This is a genomic window from Alistipes sp. AF48-12, from assembly GCF_003477565.1.
GTDB lineage: Bacteria > Bacteroidota > Bacteroidia > Bacteroidales > Rikenellaceae > Alistipes_A > Alistipes_A hominis.
In genome coordinates this window covers 13865-29830 of sequence record NZ_QUDJ01000001.1, presented here as the reverse complement: position 1 = coordinate 29830, position 15966 = coordinate 13865, and the positions used below count along the sequence as shown (strand labels likewise).

Here is a 15966-nt window from a genome sequence, read left to right as displayed (position 1 = left end):
TCCTCCGGAAATCGGCCGGTGTTCCGGTCGCCTGAAATAGGTGCGAAAGTTACGAAAAGTTTTACAAAGTATCTAATTTCAGCGGGTACGCCCGGCGATAAATGCGGATAATTCGTATCGGACGGCGGCGGCTCATTCCTTATCTTCACAAGCTCCGGCAGCGATACCGGGTTCCGTCGTCACCGAGGTGCTTCCGAACGGAAAATCGCACATCAAAAAATAAAGCGCTATGAATGAGCGCTTTATTCGGTAGTTTATAAAAATATGTTTTTATAGTTTATCGCTGTATACGGCTCCGGGCAGATCCTGCAGATTGTAGCGCGATGCCATCGCCATGCCGTAAGCCCCTGCCGAACGCAGCGTCAGCAGGTCTCCGCGCGAGGTGACCGGCAGTTCGACGTCGCGGCCGAAAATATCCGACGATTCGCAGATCGGGCCGCCGATCGTATATTTTTCGCTCCCGGTCGCGGAAGTCAGGTTTTCGATCTTGTGTTTCGCGCCGTACAGGGCCGGCCGGATCAGGTCGGTCATTCCTGCGTCGACGATCACGATCTTCGTACCGGCCGACGTTTCTTTGTTGTAAAGCGCGCGCGTAATCAATTCGCCGCACTGCGCGACCAGCGAGCGGCCCAGTTCGAAATGCACGGTCTGGCCTCGTCGATTTTCAGGTTGCGGTGGAAGATGTCGAAATAGGTTTCGAAGTCGGGCATCGGTTCCCGGTCGGGGTCGTCGTAGTCGATGCCGAGTCCGCCGCCCATGTTGAGGTGTTTCAAAACGATGCCCTTTTCGCGGAACCACTCCTTGATGTCGAATACCCGTTTGCTGAACGTTTCGAACACCTGCATATCGCGGATCTGCGAGCCGATGTGGAAGTGCAGCCCGACGATTTCGAGGTTTGCGAGTTTTTCGAGCGAAGCGATCGCCGCGTCGATTTCGTCGTACGAGATGCCGAATTTGTTATCCGCTTTGCCGGTGGTGATGTAGCGGTGCGTTTTCGGATCGACATCGGGGTTGATCCGAAGCGCGATTCGCGCCTTTTTGCCCATTCGTCCGGCGATTTCGTTGATGACTTGCAATTCGTGCAACGATTCGCAGTTGAACGAGAAGATTTCCTGGCCGAGCGCGTATTCGATCTCCCGGTCGGTTTTGCCGACGCCGGCGAATACGATCTCCGATGCCGCAAACCCGTTTTCGACGGCCATCCGCACCTCGTTGCCGCTGACGCAGTCCATGCCCATGCCGGCGCGGCGCACGGCTTCGACGATGCGCGGGTCGAAGTTCGATTTCAGCGCGTAATGTATTTTATAGCCGTAACGCGATGACGCTTCGGTCGCCTTGTTCAGTGTGCGGTTTAGCAGTTCCATGTCGTAAAAATAGAACGGCGTGGGCAGTTCCGCTAACTGTTTGATGTAATTTCGTGCGCTCATAATTATTCGAAAAGTCCGTCGTTAAGGGATTGCAAGGTTTGTTTCTTGTATTCGGTGCTGATCAGCATCGCCAGGCTGCGGTGGCTTGCCCCGTACGAGATCATTTTGATCGGAATCGACTGGACGCTTTTGAAAACGCTGGCGGCCAGTCCCGCGTCGCCGTGTTCCATTCGTCCGACGACGCACACGATCGAATTGTTGCGTTCGATCTCGATCGTGCCGAGCTTTTCGAGTTCGGCGACGATTTCGTCGATGTGCTTGTCGTTGTCGACCGTCAGCGATACGGCCACTTCGGACGTGGTAATCATGTCGATCGGCGTGCGGTACTGTTCGAAAATCTCGAATACCTTACGCAGGAAGCCGTAGGCCATCAGCATACGCGCCGAGTGGATACGGATCACGGTGATTCCGTCTTTGGCGGCCACCGCGTGGAACGATTTCGAATCGTCGTCGCGGTCGGAAATCGTCGTGCCCGGGGCTTTCGGGTCCATCGTATTTTTCAGCAGCACGGCGATCCCTTTGTCTTTGCAGGGCTGTATGGTCGCCGGGTGCAGGATCTTCGCCCCGAAGTAAGCCAGTTCGGCCGCCTCGTCGAAGCTCATGTTTCGGATCGGGTGGGTGTGGTCGACGATGCGCGGATCGTTGTTGTGCATTCCGTCGATGTCGGTCCATATCTGCACTTCGTTCGCGTCGATCGCCGCGCCCATCAGCGCCGCGCTGTAATCGCTGCCGCCGCGTCCGAGGTTGTCGATTTCGCTTCGGTTGTTCGTACAGATGAAACCCTGCGCCACATAGAAAGTATCCTGGTCGGCCGCTACCGGAGCCAGCGCTTCCCTCAGACGGCAAGTATCTACTTTCCCGTCTTCGTCGGTCACCATGAAGTCGGGCGAGTTTAGGCATACGGCCTTCATGCCGGTTTCGTTCAGGTACAGCGTGAAAATCGCCGAGGTCAGTAGTTCGCCCTGCGCGATGATCGTGCGTTCGGAAGTGTATTCGCGGAATGCGCCGACTTCGCTGCGAATCAGTTCGAAGGCGGCTTTCATCCGTCCGAGGGCCTCTTCTCGGTGCGCGCCGAGCACCCCGTCGATGCAGGTCGTATATTTATCGGTCAGCATCGCGAGCTGGCTTTCCACCGTGTCCCGGTCTCCGGCTGCGGCTGCCGCCACGATCTTCACCAGAGCGTCGGTCGTGCCCGACATCGCCGACAGCACCGTGATCCTCGCTCTTTCGTGACGGACTACTTCGGCTACTTTCTTCATATTCGCGGCCGAACCCACCGACGTGCCTCCGAATTTCAACACTTTAATCATAAAAAACAATCAATAAGTTGTAAAATCAAACAAGAATTTATTTTTCGCACAAAAATAGAATGAATTGTTTGTTTTTATCGGGTAATTTTATTTTTTTTGCAACAAAGCGGGTCGGAGTAAAAAATTAGACACGGCCCGGGCAGGGAAGCGTCCTGTGCGGCGACGGATCCGGTTGGTATTGTCACACAAAAAATAACGATATGCTCACGATTCCGAATGCGGTCGAAGAGGTGATCAAAAAGAAGCCTTTTCTGGAAGGCGCGCTCGTCGAAGGATTGGTCAATCTTTCGGCGTTGGCCCGGCAACTGAAGCCCGAAATAGAGAAAAAAGTAGGAAAGGAGGTAAACGACAGCGCCGTCATCATGGCGCTGAACAGGCTGGTTCCGCGTCTGGAGTTGATGTCGGCGATGAAGTTCAAAAAGGTGGTCGAAAACATCGGGGACATCATCGTGCGCTCGAACCTGGCCGATTACGCTTTCGTCAACTCCCCGACCCTTTACGAACGGCAGGCCAAGCTGCTCGACCGCGTGCGGGCGATGAAGGACGTGTTTTGCACTTTTTCGCAGGGGATCTACGAGACGACCCTCGTCGTGAGCAGTTCGATCGTCAAGTTGGTGGACGAAATTTTCGCCGAAGAGACCGAGATCGCCAAAACCGAGAACCTTTCGTCGATTACGGTGAAGCTGCCGGCCGAAAACACCATCTGTCCGGGCGTCTATTACTATATTTTCAAGGAGCTGGCGTGGGACAATATCAATATTGCGGAGGTAATCAGTACGACCAACGAGTTTACCGTCGTGATCGGCGACGAGGACATTCACCGGGCATTTACGATCCTGATGGAGGCCAAACGTCAGGTCGGCGTCTGAATGATTCCGTTTTCGGCGAATAAGGCGAATAATATAAAAAGGTCTGGACGGTAAGCGAACGGACTGATTGTTCCGAAGTTTTCGGGCCGGGAATGCGCCGGTGGCGACGTTTTGCGTTATTTTAGGATGTAAATATGTATCTGCAAGAGGATTGCGGGGCCATAAAAAAGTGAACTTTTTCACGAATTTCCGATGATTCTCATTACGAAGTTGTATATTTGTAAAATTAGTTATAGCAGATTAATTTATTCACACGGACAAGGATGGTCAGGGAAGAGCAATTGCTGAAAAGAATTCAGGAACTGGAAACGGAAAACGAGAAGCTTCGCACACAACTGAATCGTCGTACTTCCGGCGCCGTTGATGGCGCCGCTGAACAAACCCGGGCCAAATACGCGGATCGGATATTGGATACCTTGCCCGATATGATGACGGTGTGGACCAATTCGGGGGTTATTACGGATCTGATTTCGTCCGAAGAGACCAATCATGTGGGCGTTCCGTCCGAACGGTTCATCGGGATGAATATCCGGGAGCTGTTGCCGGAGGAGGCTTATCGAAACGTGCGGGCCAATCTGGATCACGTGCTCGAAACGAAAAGAGGTTCTACCGGGCGGCACGACCTGACCGTGGACGGCGAACTCCGGCATTACGAAAACCGGATCTGGCCGCTCGACCGGGACAAAGTGTTGTGTATGTGCCGGGATATCACCGAGGCGGTGCGTACCCAAAAGGCGATGAACGACGCCAACAAGCGGATGAAGCTGATCGAGCAGGTGGTTTCGCTCGGGTATTGGTTCTATTATTCGAAAACCAACGAATTTTATGCCCCGGATATCCTGCCGGTACTGCTGGAACGGGAGAGCGGAGCCGATTCTGTGAATGCCGATTACTATTTCGAGCATTTCGTCCATCCGGACGACCGTGAAAAAGCGCGCCAGTTGCTGCATTATAATCCGGAGCTGGGAGAAAAAGATTACATCGAGTTTCGGATCGTTACCGACGACAAAGTCAAATACCTGCGTCACCGGGTTCTTCGGGAGTCCGTCGAAAAAGGACATCGCGTCGTCGAGGGGTACGTGCAAGACGTAACGCCGATTATCGAGCGTTACCATGAACTGGAAATCCTGAAATATGCGGTGAATAATGCCAGCGAAGAGATTTTCTGCTGTTCGCTGGACGGCATGTTCCGTTTTGCCAACCGGACGTTCCTGTCGCACCACCGGATTACGGACGACGTCGCGAAATATAGTCTGAACGATCTCAAAGAGGGACAGTATGCTCCGGACGGTTTCGAGGCCCTGGTCGATAGGTTGCGGCGGAACGGCGGAGTGTTGCAGAATACGTGCTCCTACGAATTGCCCGACGGCGAGTCGATCACGATGGAGTCGATGGTTTACCTGTTGGACGATTCGTTTTCGGATCAGAAGGTCGTCTGGTTTTTCTGCCGGGACGTTACCGAGCGAGTCAGACAAGGGAACGAGTTGAAAGAACTGAACCGGCTGATGGAAGCGATTCTCGATAATATCCCGGTATACCTGTTCGTGAAAGATCCGAACAACGAGTTCCGTTATCTGTACTGGAACCAGTCGTTCGTCAAGCATTCGGGAATCCCGGCTTCGCAGGTGATCGGGAAGACCGATTTCGAAATTTTTCCGAATCCGGCCGATGCGGCTCATTTCCAGCGCGACGATCTCGAATTGTTGAAGCGGGGCGAGTTGCCGCCTTTCGAAGAGGAGTATTCCGTCGTAACCGGCCAGAAGCGGATCGTCAATACGGTGAAGATGCTGGTTCCGGTCGAGGAACGCAAGCTGCCGCTGCTGATGGGGATTTCGTGGGATATTACCGAACGCAAGGTGATCGAGACCGAGTTGCTCGAAGCCAAAGTGAAGGCCGAGCAGTCCGACCAGTTGAAAACCGCTTTCCTGGCCAACATGAGCCACGAAATCCGGACGCCGCTGAATGCTATCGTCGGCTTTGCCAAGATACTGCCCGAAATTACCGACGAGATGGAGCGCGCTTCGATCATCAATATCATCGACACCAATTCCGATCAATTGCTGATGTTGATCAACGACATCCTCGACCTGTCGAAGATCGAGGCGGGAACCATCGAGTTCGTGGACATCCCGGCGAACCTGACCGATCTGTGCCAGAATATTTACTGCACGCTGATCGAGAAGACGGCTCCGGGCGTGCAATTGGTATTCGAGGGCGCTTTCGACAATCTGGTGACGCTTTGCGACCCGGGCCGGTTGTCGCAGGTGATCGTCAACCTGATTACCAACGCGATCAAATTTACCAAAGAAGGGTTCATCCGTTACGGGTATCGGCTCAGGGAGGATCGGGTCGAGTTCTATGTGGCGGATACCGGCCTGGGGATTCCGGAGGACAAACTGAGCACGATTTTTACCCGTTTCACGAAATTGAATTCATTCATTGCGGGAACGGGGCTCGGACTGGCCATCTGCCGGATGATCGTCGAACGGCAGCATGGGAAAATATGGGCCGAATCGAAACTGGGCGAAGGTTCGATATTCCGGTTTAATTTTCCTTACCGGAAGTGCTGATTCCTTTTGGTCCGATGTTTGTTTCGGCTGTAAGTGACTGGTTTGTAAAATATTGATTTTTGGTTGTGGCAGAAAAGGCGGGAGATTTATCCCGCCTTTTCTGTTTGATACGGCCGGTTACGGCCGGATATTGAACGTGTACTTCTCTCCGTTCTGCAACCGGTCGACGGTAATCCATGCCCATCGTGCGTCTCCGGCCGGTTCGGTGCGGACGACCGTGCCGTTCACGGTAACCCGGTCGCACGTGAACGGTCCGGCCCTGAATTTCAGCGTATCCAGGTTTCCTTTGTTTTCGATCGAAAACGAGGCGGTTTGCACGTTATTTTCCGGACAGGTCGCCCGGTAGCTGATTTTCGCTTCGCTGCCGGGAACGGTCAGGTCGTTTACTTCGACGTTCCATGTTTTCGGCAGCCGGGGCATGATCTTGACGACGTTGCCCTGCGCTTTCGAAGTGCCGGCCGCCATCAGGATCGTCCGGACGGTTTCATTCTGCTGCACGAAATTGCCGAGATCGCCTTGGCGTCGGTACATTCCCTGCTCTCGGCTGTACGACGCGCCTTCCGGGACGATGAACGGCTTCGGCAACCTCGGGCTGTAACACAGTTTCGAAAGATTGGTCAGGAACCGGTCGTAATCGTCGCTCCGGTCGAGCAGCATCGAGGTCTGCGTGATGATGTTGTGGTCGTATCCGAGTCCGCGCGGCCCGAAGAACGCGTTGCCGATATAACGGTCGATATCGCTCCGGTAGGTGTTGTCGCAGAGCGAATACCATGCTGCGGGCGCGTCGTTGCGGACGTCGTAGCCACGTAGTCGGCGTAGATCGACATCGACGGGTCGTGGAAAAATCCGAACTTTTCCGGGGTCCACTGCCGCCCGTCGGAGAATCCGTCGAGGATCGCCCGCTCCATCCGGTCGGCCAGTTCGGTCCATGCCGTCGCTTCGCGGGTTTTGCCGGCCGCCTGCGCCATTTCGACGTACATCCGCACGCCGAGGTAGCACGGGATGTTGGCGAACATCGTGTAGTCCATCATGGCGGCTTCCGTTTCGCCGTACATCAGTCCGTTCTTGTTGAACGATATGTCGGGGTTTTTCATCGCCCAGTCGATGTAGTGCACCGCTTCGTTGACGTATGTCCAATTGTCGAGCACCCACTGCGGGTCGGCTCCGCCGTTGCGCCATACGTTGGCGATGCTCATCATGGTCAGTCCGTGTCCGTCCGGTTCGCTGTTGCCGAAGTTCTGGTAGTCGTCCCCGAAAAGTTCTTTTGTGTACTGCGTCGGCCAGTTGGCTACCGGGACGAGCACTTTCGAGTATTCCATCGGTTTGTTCGGGATGACGCTCCAGTGCCCCGGAATCCGTTTGCCGAGCATCGTCAGTCCGTTGTCCGGGTAATACATCAGGCATTTGTGCAGAAAATCGACCGATTTCTGCGTTTTCGGCAGCAGATCCAGGTAGGAGAGGATTCCCAGCGCCCGGTTCCGCGAATACATCGCTCCGCAATAGCTGTTCGCTTGCGGAACCCAGGTTCCGAAGCCGTCGTACCGCCATGACGGGGCTCCCGGCGAGCTTTCGTCGATCATTCCGTCGTCGCGCATTTTGGTCAGGATATCCTCGACGTTGTAGTAGTACACCTGCGTCAGGATGTCGGCGAAACGGTTGCCGGTAAACGAAATCCGGGCGCGTTCGTAGGTTTCGGGATATTTGAACGCAGGAGCTTTCTTAAAATCGCTTTCGAATGTGTAAAGGCGGCGGCGTATTCGTTCGATCTCGCGGCGCATCGTGTCCGGGCGTCGGCTGTCGATCGTATGCGTGTCGAAAAACGGATCGGCCGCATCGACCGGTTTGCCGCCGGAGAGCGTTTTCCGCTCGTCCGAACGGAGCAGATATCCGCCGTCGAACACCGGTTCCCCTGCTTTGCGGGGATTGTCGGCGAGCCGGATTTCGCGGATCGGTTTGGATTGTATTTTCACTTTGATGGCGGTCTGGTCGTTTCCTTCGAATCCGCCCTGCAACTGAAGCGCTTTCCGCAGGCAGGCCGTCATGGCCGGTTCCGCCTCTTCCGTTTTGAACGGGGCTCCTCCGTCGCGCCAGTTCGCTTTGAACCACATGGTGTAGCCGAAGATCAGCGGAATTACGTCGGCGGTTCCGTCCGCGTAGGCGATCACGATCTCGCCGGCCCGGTCGCCGATGAACAGGTTTTCCGATTCCACGAGACTGCCCCAGGGCGGGGTGCCGCGGTCTTCCGAGTTGTATCCTCCGACGAAATAGATGTATTCGCCTTGCGGATTCTGCTGCGAGGGCCGGAACGGCATTTCGAACCATCCGTCTCCGACGAGACGCGTCCGGGCGTCTTCCGCCGCTGCGCCGCCGGGCGTCAGCAGCAACGAAAGAGCGATGATCTTGTAAATGTTTTTTTTCATGCGGGTTAAGTTTTGGGTTTGTCAAAAGTAATAAATAAATAGGATAGATTTTTGAAAAAAATATCCGCTTTGTTCCGTTTTTTTGCGATTTAATTTGTTATTTTTGGAAAAAGAAGTAATTTAGTGCGGATTTAACCGATTAAGTGATTTAAAAGTCGATTCGGGGTAGCATATCCCGTTTTTCCGATCGTATGAAAACTTCGTTGAAAGATATCGCCGAAGAGCTTCGCCTGTCGAAAACGACCGTTTCGTGGGTGCTTTCAGGTCGTGGGAACGAGCGCGGGATCAGCCAGGCGACTCAGGACAGGGTCAAGCAGTGCGCCCGGCGAATGAACTATCAGCCCAATCTGCTGGCTCGCAGCCTGAATACCGGGGTGTCCAGCACGATCGGCCTGATTCTTCCTTCTATTTCCGACTCGTTTTATTCGCAAGTCGCCCGCGAAGTCGAGATGGAAGCCGAACGGCACGGCTATTCGCTGATGATATGCAGTTCGGAGTCCGAAGGCGAGCGGGAGAACCGGATGATCCGGATGTTCCGCGCCAAGCAGGTCGACGGGATCATTCTGGCCCCGACCAAGATTTCGAAGACGGAGATCCGGCAGTTGGTTGACGACGCGTTCCCGCTGGTCGTTTTCGACCGTTATTTTTCGGAACTGAAAACCCATTATATAATTATCGACAACGAACAGAGCAGCTACCGGTTGGTGAGCCACCTGATCGAGCGGGGAGCCCGCCGGATCGCCATCGTGACGACCAACCCGCATCTGACCACGATGGATCAGCGGCGTGCCGGTTATGCCCGGGCGCTGACGGAAGCCGGTCTTCCTGTCGATCCCGACCTGTACGGCGAGGCGGCGTTCGTCGGTTACGAAGAGAACGTGTTCCGCGCGCTCGACCGGATTTTCGCCAAGGCGCCCGACGTGGACGGTTTTTTCTTTACGACCCATATCCTGGCGCTCGAGGCGTTCCGTTATTTCCACGGCCGCCGGATCGACATCAACGACGGTTACGGGCTGGCCTGTATTCACGAGGTGCCTGCGATGAGCGTGTTGGCTCCTGCGATGAACGTGGCGCGGATGCCGGTCGGGGAGATCGGACGCAACGCGGTGCGGATGCTGCTGGGCGATATCCGGAACCGGGGCAGTCTGCCGCGGTCTGCCGATCGGGAGTTTGAGTCGCTCGTGCTGCCCTGCGAACTCTGCTTCCGGGATTGACGGGACTTTTTTTGAGGGCAAGAAACTTAAACGATTAAGTAACTTTTATCCGGGTCGGAATGCCCCGGAATTAAAAATAAAAACTATGACAGGATATCGGATAAATACGGTTTGCGCCGGGGCGGCGCTGACGGTGTTTTTGTTGTCCGGCTGCGCGCAGCGTCGGGCGGAAATCGCGGATATGCGGTGCGAATACATGAGTTCCCCGATCGGAATCGGCGCGAATACCCCGCCGCGGTTTACATGGAATTATACGGGCGACGACGATTTCGTGCAGCAGCGCTGCCGCGTGCGCGTCGCTTCGACGAAAGCGGCGCTGGCCGATTCGTTGGCCGACGGCGACGTATGGTCTTCTCCGGAGATCGTTTCGGTGAACGGTTTCGCGCAGTACGACGCGCCGCAGCCGCTGGAGCCCCGTACCCGTTATTATTGGAATGCGGTGGCCTGGGGCGATGACGGACGGATCGTCGTGTCGCCGGTCGACAGCTTCGAAACGGCGCAGGCCGACCTGTCGGGCTGGACGGCCCGCTGGATTACCGACGGACACGACAAGCGCTTCGCTGCGGCGCCGATGCTGCGCAAATCGTTCGACGTAACCGGAGAGGTACGCGACGCGCGTCTTTACATGAGCGCAGCGGCTTACGGGAAGATGCGGTTGAACGGCAAGCCGGTTACGCCGAACCGCCTTGAACCGGGTTATACGCATTACGACAAACGGAACCTGTACGGTACCTATGACGTGACCGGGTTGCTCGTTCCGGGCGAAAACGTGCTTTCGGCCGTTCTCGGCAACGGGTTTTATAACGAAGACGCACCGGTCGCTACCTGGGATTTCGAAAACGCGCGCTGGCGCGACCGGGCGCGGATGATCGGCGAGCTGCATATCGTTTATGCGGACGGTTCGCAACAGGTCGTCGCATCGGACGGCACGTGGAAAACGGCTACCGGGCCGTACGTGCAGAACAACATTTACAGCGGCGATACGTATGACGCCCGGTTGGAGATTCCGGGTTGGGACGAACCCGGTTTCGACGATGCGGCGTGGAGCGCGGCCGTCGAGGTAGAGGCTCCGTCGCCGCTGCTGGTGGCGCAGACCGCCCCGGCGATCCGTGCGACGCGCGAGATCCGTCCGGTTGCGGTAAAATCGTTCGGCGATACGGTGTATGTTTTCGATTTCGGCGAAAACATGGCCGGAGTATGCCGCTTGTCGGTGCAGGGAGAGAAGGGTACGAAGATCACGATGCAGCACGGCGAATTGCAGAAAGCGAACGGCCGCGTCGAAATGGGGAATATCGACATCTATTACAAACCGTTGCCGGGTCTCGCTTTCCAGACCGATACCTATACGCTGAAGGGCGAAGGCGTCGAGACGTTTACGCCGGATTTTACGTATCACGGTTTCCAGTATGTCGAGGTCAAATCCGACCGTCCCGTGAAGTTGAACGAAGAGAGTCTGACGGCCTTGTTCGTGCATACGGCTGTCGAGCCGGTCGGCACTTTTAGTTGCTCGAACGAATTGATGAACAAAATCTGGAAGGCCACCAACCAATCTTACCTGTCGAATCTGCACAGCATCCCGACCGACTGCCCGCAGCGCGAAAAGAACGGTTGGACGGCCGATGCGCACATTTCGATCGACCTGGCGCTGCTGAACTTCGACGGCATTCGTTTCTATGAAAAATGGCTCGACGACTTCGTCGACAACCAGCGCGAGGACGGAAGCATCTCGGGGATTATCCCGAGTTCGGGATGGGGTTACGCCGACTGGATCGGCCCCGTATGGGATGCGGCTATGTTCATTATTCCGAATGCGTTGTACGACTATTACGGCGACAAGCGGGCGATCGAGAAAATGTACCGGTGTGCGAAAAATACCTGGGTTACTTGCAGGCGCGCGAAGACCAGGACGGTACGGTGACTTACGGAATCGGCGATTGGGTGCCCTACAAGACCCAGACCCCGACGGATTACACGACCACCTGTTTCTATTACCTCGACCAGGCGTTGATGACGCGTTTTGCGGAACTGACCGGTCGCGACGGAGCAGCCTATGCCAAAAAAGCGGAAAATCTTAAGGAATTGATCAATAAGAAATATTTCAACGCCGACAGCGCGACCTATGCCAACGGTTCGCAGGCCGCCCTTGCGACGGCGCTGGCGCTCGGGCTCGTGCCGCAGCAGTACGAACAGCGAGTGGCCGACCGGCTCGCACAGTCGGTCGAAGCGTCGAACGGACACCTCGATTTCGGGATGCTCGGCAGCAAGTTCGCGCTGCGGATGTTGACCAAATACGGATATGCCGACCTCGCGTACCGGATGGTGGCGCAGGAAGACTGCCCGTCGTGGGGCGGGTGGATCAACCGCGGGTTCACGACGCTGGCCGAAACGTGGCAGCTTTCCGAAGAGTTCCGCGACGCGTCGATCAACACGTGTTCCTGGGCGATGTCAGCGCCTGGATGTATAACGACCTGGCCGGGATCAATTTCGATCCGCAGCAGCCCGGTTTCCGTCACATTCTTTTCCGGCCCCATTTTGTCGAGGGACTCGACTGGGTGAAAGCCGAATACCGTTCGGTCAACGGCCCGATTCGTTCCGAGTGGAAGCGGGACGGCGGAAAAGTGCGGCTGACCGTCGATGTTCCGGTCAATACGACCGGGACGGTAATCGTCGGGGACAAAGAGATTCCGGTTTCCGCCGGCGTGCATGAATTCAAATTTTAAAAAACGATAAACTTAAAGAACGAAACGATGAAAAAGAACCGAATACTCGGATTTTGTCTAAGTCAGTTGTTGTTGCTGGGGACGGTCGCGTCCGCATCGGGCGCGACTGCGCCGGCGGCTCCGGTTTCGCTGGACGGCGAGTGGGAACTCTCTTACTGGCCCCAACCCGAAAAAGCCGTGACCGATCCGGCGGCGCTCTCCGGGATCGAAGTGAAAACCATTCCTGCGAAGGTGCCCGGTAACGTCGAACTCGACCTGCTGGCCGCCGGCCTGATCGACGACCCGATGATCGGAGCCAACGTGAACAAACTGCGCGCCTGGGAGGGGTATCAATGGTGCTATACGCGCCGGTTCGACGCTCCGAAACTGGAGCCCGGACAGCGCGCCGAACTCTGGTTCGGCGGGATCGACTGCCTGGCCGACGTCTGGGTCAACGGCAAACATGCGGGCTCGTCGGCCGATATGCTGATCGAGCGCAGTTTCGACGTGACCGATCTGATCGAACAGGGCGGCAGCAATACGGTACAGGTTATCATCCGTCCGGTTGTGCTCGGCGCGCAGGATCACCTGCTCGGCTCGTTCAGCATGGGTAATTTCGCGACCGAAGAATCGGTCTATATCCGCAAGGCGCCGCACATGTACGGCTGGGACATCATGCCCCGTCTGGTGAGCGCCGGACTGTGGCGCGGCGTCGAACTGCGCACGCTCAATCCCGCGCGTTTCACCGACGTCAATTGGGTGACGACGCACGTCGATACGGCTTCGCGCAACGTGAGTTTGTTCGTCGATTTCCAGACGAGACTGCCTTTCGATCAATACGACAAGGCGAAAGTCCGTTTTACGTTGACGCGTGACGGCAAGGAAGCCTACCGGGGCGAGCAAGTGCTGTTCGCGCATGCCGGACGGATCGTCGTGAACCTCGAAAAGGCCGACCTGTGGTGGCCGCGGGGGTACGGAGAACCGGCCCTGTACGAAGCCAAAGGCGAATTGATCGGCGCCGACGGACAGGTGCTCGATACGGATGTCAAGCGGATCGGCCTGCGTATCGTGCAACTCGATCTTTCAGATATTCATTTGCCCGACGAGCGCGGAAAATTCTGTTTTATCGTCAACGGCGAGAAAATTTTCGTACGCGGCACGAACTGGGTTCCCCTCGACGCGCTGCACAGTCGCGACGCGGCGCAGTACGAGAGCGCGATGAAATTGGTGACCGACGCCAATTGTAACATGGTGCGTTGCTGGGGCGGGAACGTTTACGAGGATACCCGCTTCTTCGACCTGTGCGACGAGAACGGCATTCTGGTTTGGCAGGATTTCGCGATGGGATGCTCGTTCTATCCGCAGCGCGCCGATTTCCTGGATCAGCTTCGCGAGGAGGTCACCTCGGTCGTGTTGAAACTGCGTAACCATCCGTCTCTCGCATTGTGGGCCGGTAACAACGAGGACGATGCGAATCTGTTCTGGAGCCGCTTGCAGCCGTTCCATCTCGATCCGAACCGCGACCAGGTTTCGCGCCATGTGATTCCCGAAGTCCTTTATGAGTTCGATCCGACGCGCCCTTACCTGCCCAGCTCGCCCTATTACAGCGAAGCCGTGTGGGAGAAGGGGAGCCTCGAACAATACCTGCCCGAAAACCACTTGTGGGGACCGCGGGGATATTACAAAGACAAGTTCTACACGACGGCTCCCTGCACGTTCGTCAGCGAGATCGGCTATCACGGCTGTCCGAACCGCAGCAGCATCGAGAAGATGATGACCAAACAGGGCGTCTATCCGTGGACCGAGGCCGTAAATGGAACGACGAATGGATCACCAAGTCGACCCGCCGCTACGAGGCGTGGGGGCCGACGATGGATCGCAACAATCTGATGCTGAATCAGGTGAACATTCTGTTCGGATCGGTTCCGGACGATTTGGACGATTTCGTTTTCGCATCGCAGTCGGTACAGGCCGAGGCGATGAAGTATTTCGTCGAGATGTGGCGCAGTCGTAAGTTCGAACGTACGGGCATTATCTGGTGGAATGTGCGCGACGGCTGGCCGATCATTTCGGACGCCGTGGTCGACTATTACGGTTCGAAAAAGTTGGCTTACTATTTCCTGCAGAACGTGCAGAAAAACGTCTGCCTGCTGATCAACGATCCGGTCGACGGGGCCTATCCGCTGGTTGCGGTGAACGATACGCGCCTTCCGGCCGAAGGGACGGTGACGGTTACCGACGTGGCGACCGGCAAGGAAGTGTTCAAGGGCAGCTACAATGTCGGCCCCAACGGGCGGCAGTGCGTTTCGAACCTGCCCGTGATGAAGGGACAGGGAATGTTGCAGATCCGTTACGATGCGAACGGCGAAAGTTGCAGCAACCACTTCCTGTACGGCGAACCGCCCTACAAGCTGAAAGAGTACAAGGGATGGCTCGACAAGACGAAAATGTATACGAACAAAGATAAATAGCGGTCGGTTGACATGAAAACGAATATCATCGGAGTGGATGTCGGGGGAACCAAATGTGCGGTGACCTACGGGCAAAAGGAAGGTTTCGAGCTGCATATCCGGGAGAAGATCCGGTTTGCGACGACCGATGTCGACGAGACGATCGCCAACATCGTCCGCGCAGTGGACGATGTGATGCGAAAGAACGGATTGACGGCCGGCAATACGGCCGCGATAGGAGTCAGTTGCGGCGGTCCGCTCGACAGCCGTACCGGCGTAGTGATGTCGCCGCCGAATTTGCCTGGCTGGGACAACATCCCGATCGTCAAGTTGTTGGGCGATCGTTTCGGTATCCGCACGGGGATTCATAACGATGCGAACGCCTGCGCGTTGGCCGAATGGAAATTCGGGGCCGGCATCGGTGCGCGGAACATGGCTTTTCTGACTTTCGGCACGGGGCTCGGCGCAGGGTTGATCCTCGACGGGAAGCTCTATGCCGGAACGAACGACAACGCCGGCGAGCTGGGGCATATCCGTCTGTCGGATTTCGGCCCGGTCGGCTACGGTAAGTGCGGTTCGTTCGAAGGATTCGCCAGCGGCGGCGGGATCGCGCAGCTCGCGCGGTTCAAAGTGAGCGAGAAGCATCAGATGGGCCAACGGGTAAGCTGGTGCGCGCCCGGACAACTGGATGAGATTACGGCTCGGGACGTGGCTGATGCGGCCGCTGCCGGCGACGAGCTGGCTCTTGAGATCTACCGGATTTCGGCTACGTACCTCGGCCGCGGGCTTGCGATCGTAATCGACCTGATCAATCCGGAGGTGATCGTTATCGGGGGCATTTATACGCGCAACCGGGAGATGATGGAGCCTTTCGTGCTGCGGGAGATCGAGCGCGAGGCGCTGTCGCACGCCCGGCGGGTTTGTTCGATCCGTCCGGCTGCGCTCGGCGAACAGATCGGTGATTATGCGGCGCTTTCGGTAGCCGCGGATTTAATAAAGGAATAATT

At 56.3% G+C, this 15966-nt stretch carries 8 protein-coding genes and 3 pseudogenes; 7 read left to right on the top strand and 4 right to left on the bottom strand.

The genetic code is table 11. The features are described from left to right. Window positions 1–270: 270 nt before the first annotated feature. Window positions 271–1427, bottom strand: a pseudogene (gene lysA, locus DW082_RS00100) (diaminopimelate decarboxylase). A gap of 2 nt (window positions 1428–1429) precedes the next feature. Further along, window positions 1430–2734, bottom strand: a complete 1305-nt coding sequence (locus DW082_RS00095) for an aspartate kinase (protein WP_220452625.1) — start codon at window positions 2732–2734, stop codon at window positions 1430–1432. Window positions 2735–2937: 203 nt separating this feature from the next. On the opposite strand from DW082_RS00095, the gene DW082_RS00090 reads away from it, so the two are divergent. Both DW082_RS00090 and DW082_RS00085 read left to right on the top strand, forming a co-directional pair. Beyond that, window positions 2938–3606, top strand: coding sequence for a hypothetical protein (locus tag DW082_RS00090; RefSeq protein ID WP_055205327.1), 669 nt, complete (start codon window positions 2938–2940; stop codon window positions 3604–3606). Window positions 3607–3869: 263 nt separating this feature from the next. Next, window positions 3870–6176 (top strand): PAS domain-containing protein, encoded by a 2307-nt coding sequence (locus DW082_RS00085; protein WP_118456811.1) that lies wholly within the window; start codon window positions 3870–3872, stop codon window positions 6174–6176. A gap of 117 nt (window positions 6177–6293) precedes the next feature. Here the strand turns inward: DW082_RS00085 and DW082_RS00080 are convergent, their stop codons facing one another. Beyond that, entirely contained in the window at window positions 6294–6833 is a 540-nt protein-coding gene (locus DW082_RS00080; RefSeq protein WP_118456809.1) for a hypothetical protein, read from the bottom strand. Next, window positions 6794–8596, bottom strand: coding sequence for a hypothetical protein (locus DW082_RS00075; protein WP_118456808.1), 1803 nt, complete (start codon window positions 8594–8596; stop codon window positions 6794–6796). The genes DW082_RS00080 and DW082_RS00075 overlap by 40 nt, the downstream gene beginning before the upstream one ends. A 191-nt stretch (window positions 8597–8787) precedes the next feature. Here DW082_RS00075 and DW082_RS00070 point away from each other — a divergent pair, with 191 nt between their 5' ends. The 5 genes and pseudogenes from DW082_RS00070 (at window position 8788) to DW082_RS00055 (ending at window position 15964) form a co-directional block, all read left to right on the top strand. Further along, entirely contained in the window at window positions 8788–9810 is a 1023-nt protein-coding gene (locus DW082_RS00070; RefSeq protein ID WP_101572355.1) for a LacI family DNA-binding transcriptional regulator, read from the top strand. Window positions 9811–9895: 85 nt separating this feature from the next. Then, window positions 9896–12366, top strand: a pseudogene (locus tag DW082_RS00065) (family 78 glycoside hydrolase catalytic domain). After that, window positions 12267–12530, top strand: coding sequence for an alpha-L-rhamnosidase C-terminal domain-containing protein (locus tag DW082_RS15380; RefSeq protein ID WP_409049059.1), 264 nt, complete (start codon window positions 12267–12269; stop codon window positions 12528–12530). The pseudogene DW082_RS00065 and the gene DW082_RS15380 overlap by 100 nt, the downstream one beginning before the upstream one ends. Window positions 12531–12557: 27 nt before the next feature. Then, window positions 12558–14980: pseudogene (locus DW082_RS00060) on the top strand (glycoside hydrolase family 2 protein). Window positions 14981–14992: 12 nt separating this feature from the next. Then, on the top strand, window positions 14993–15964 hold the full coding sequence (locus DW082_RS00055) for an ROK family protein (protein ID WP_118456806.1): 972 nt from the start codon (window positions 14993–14995) through the stop codon (window positions 15962–15964). The last annotated feature ends 2 nt before the right edge of the window (window positions 15965–15966 follow it).

What these genes read in the sequence shown, in the direction of transcription:
- DW082_RS00090 (WP_055205327.1), top strand. Translation starts at nt 2,938, where the DNA reads ATGCTCACGATTCCGAATGCGGTCGAAGAGGTGATCAAAAAGAAGCCT.
- DW082_RS00085 (WP_118456811.1), top strand. Translation starts at nt 3,870, where the DNA reads ATGGTCAGGGAAGAGCAATTGCTGAAAAGAATTCAGGAACTGGAAACG.
- DW082_RS00080 (WP_118456809.1), bottom strand. Translation starts at nt 6,833, where the DNA reads ATGCTGCTCGACCGGAGCGACGATTACGACCGGTTCCTGACCAATCTT.
- DW082_RS00075 (WP_118456808.1), bottom strand. Translation starts at nt 8,596, where the DNA reads ATGAAAAAAAACATTTACAAGATCATCGCTCTTTCGTTGCTGCTGACG.
- DW082_RS00070 (WP_101572355.1), top strand. Translation starts at nt 8,788, where the DNA reads ATGAAAACTTCGTTGAAAGATATCGCCGAAGAGCTTCGCCTGTCGAAA.
- DW082_RS15380 (WP_409049059.1), top strand. Translation starts at nt 12,267, where the DNA reads ATGTATAACGACCTGGCCGGGATCAATTTCGATCCGCAGCAGCCCGGT.
- DW082_RS00055 (WP_118456806.1), top strand. Translation starts at nt 14,993, where the DNA reads ATGAAAACGAATATCATCGGAGTGGATGTCGGGGGAACCAAATGTGCG.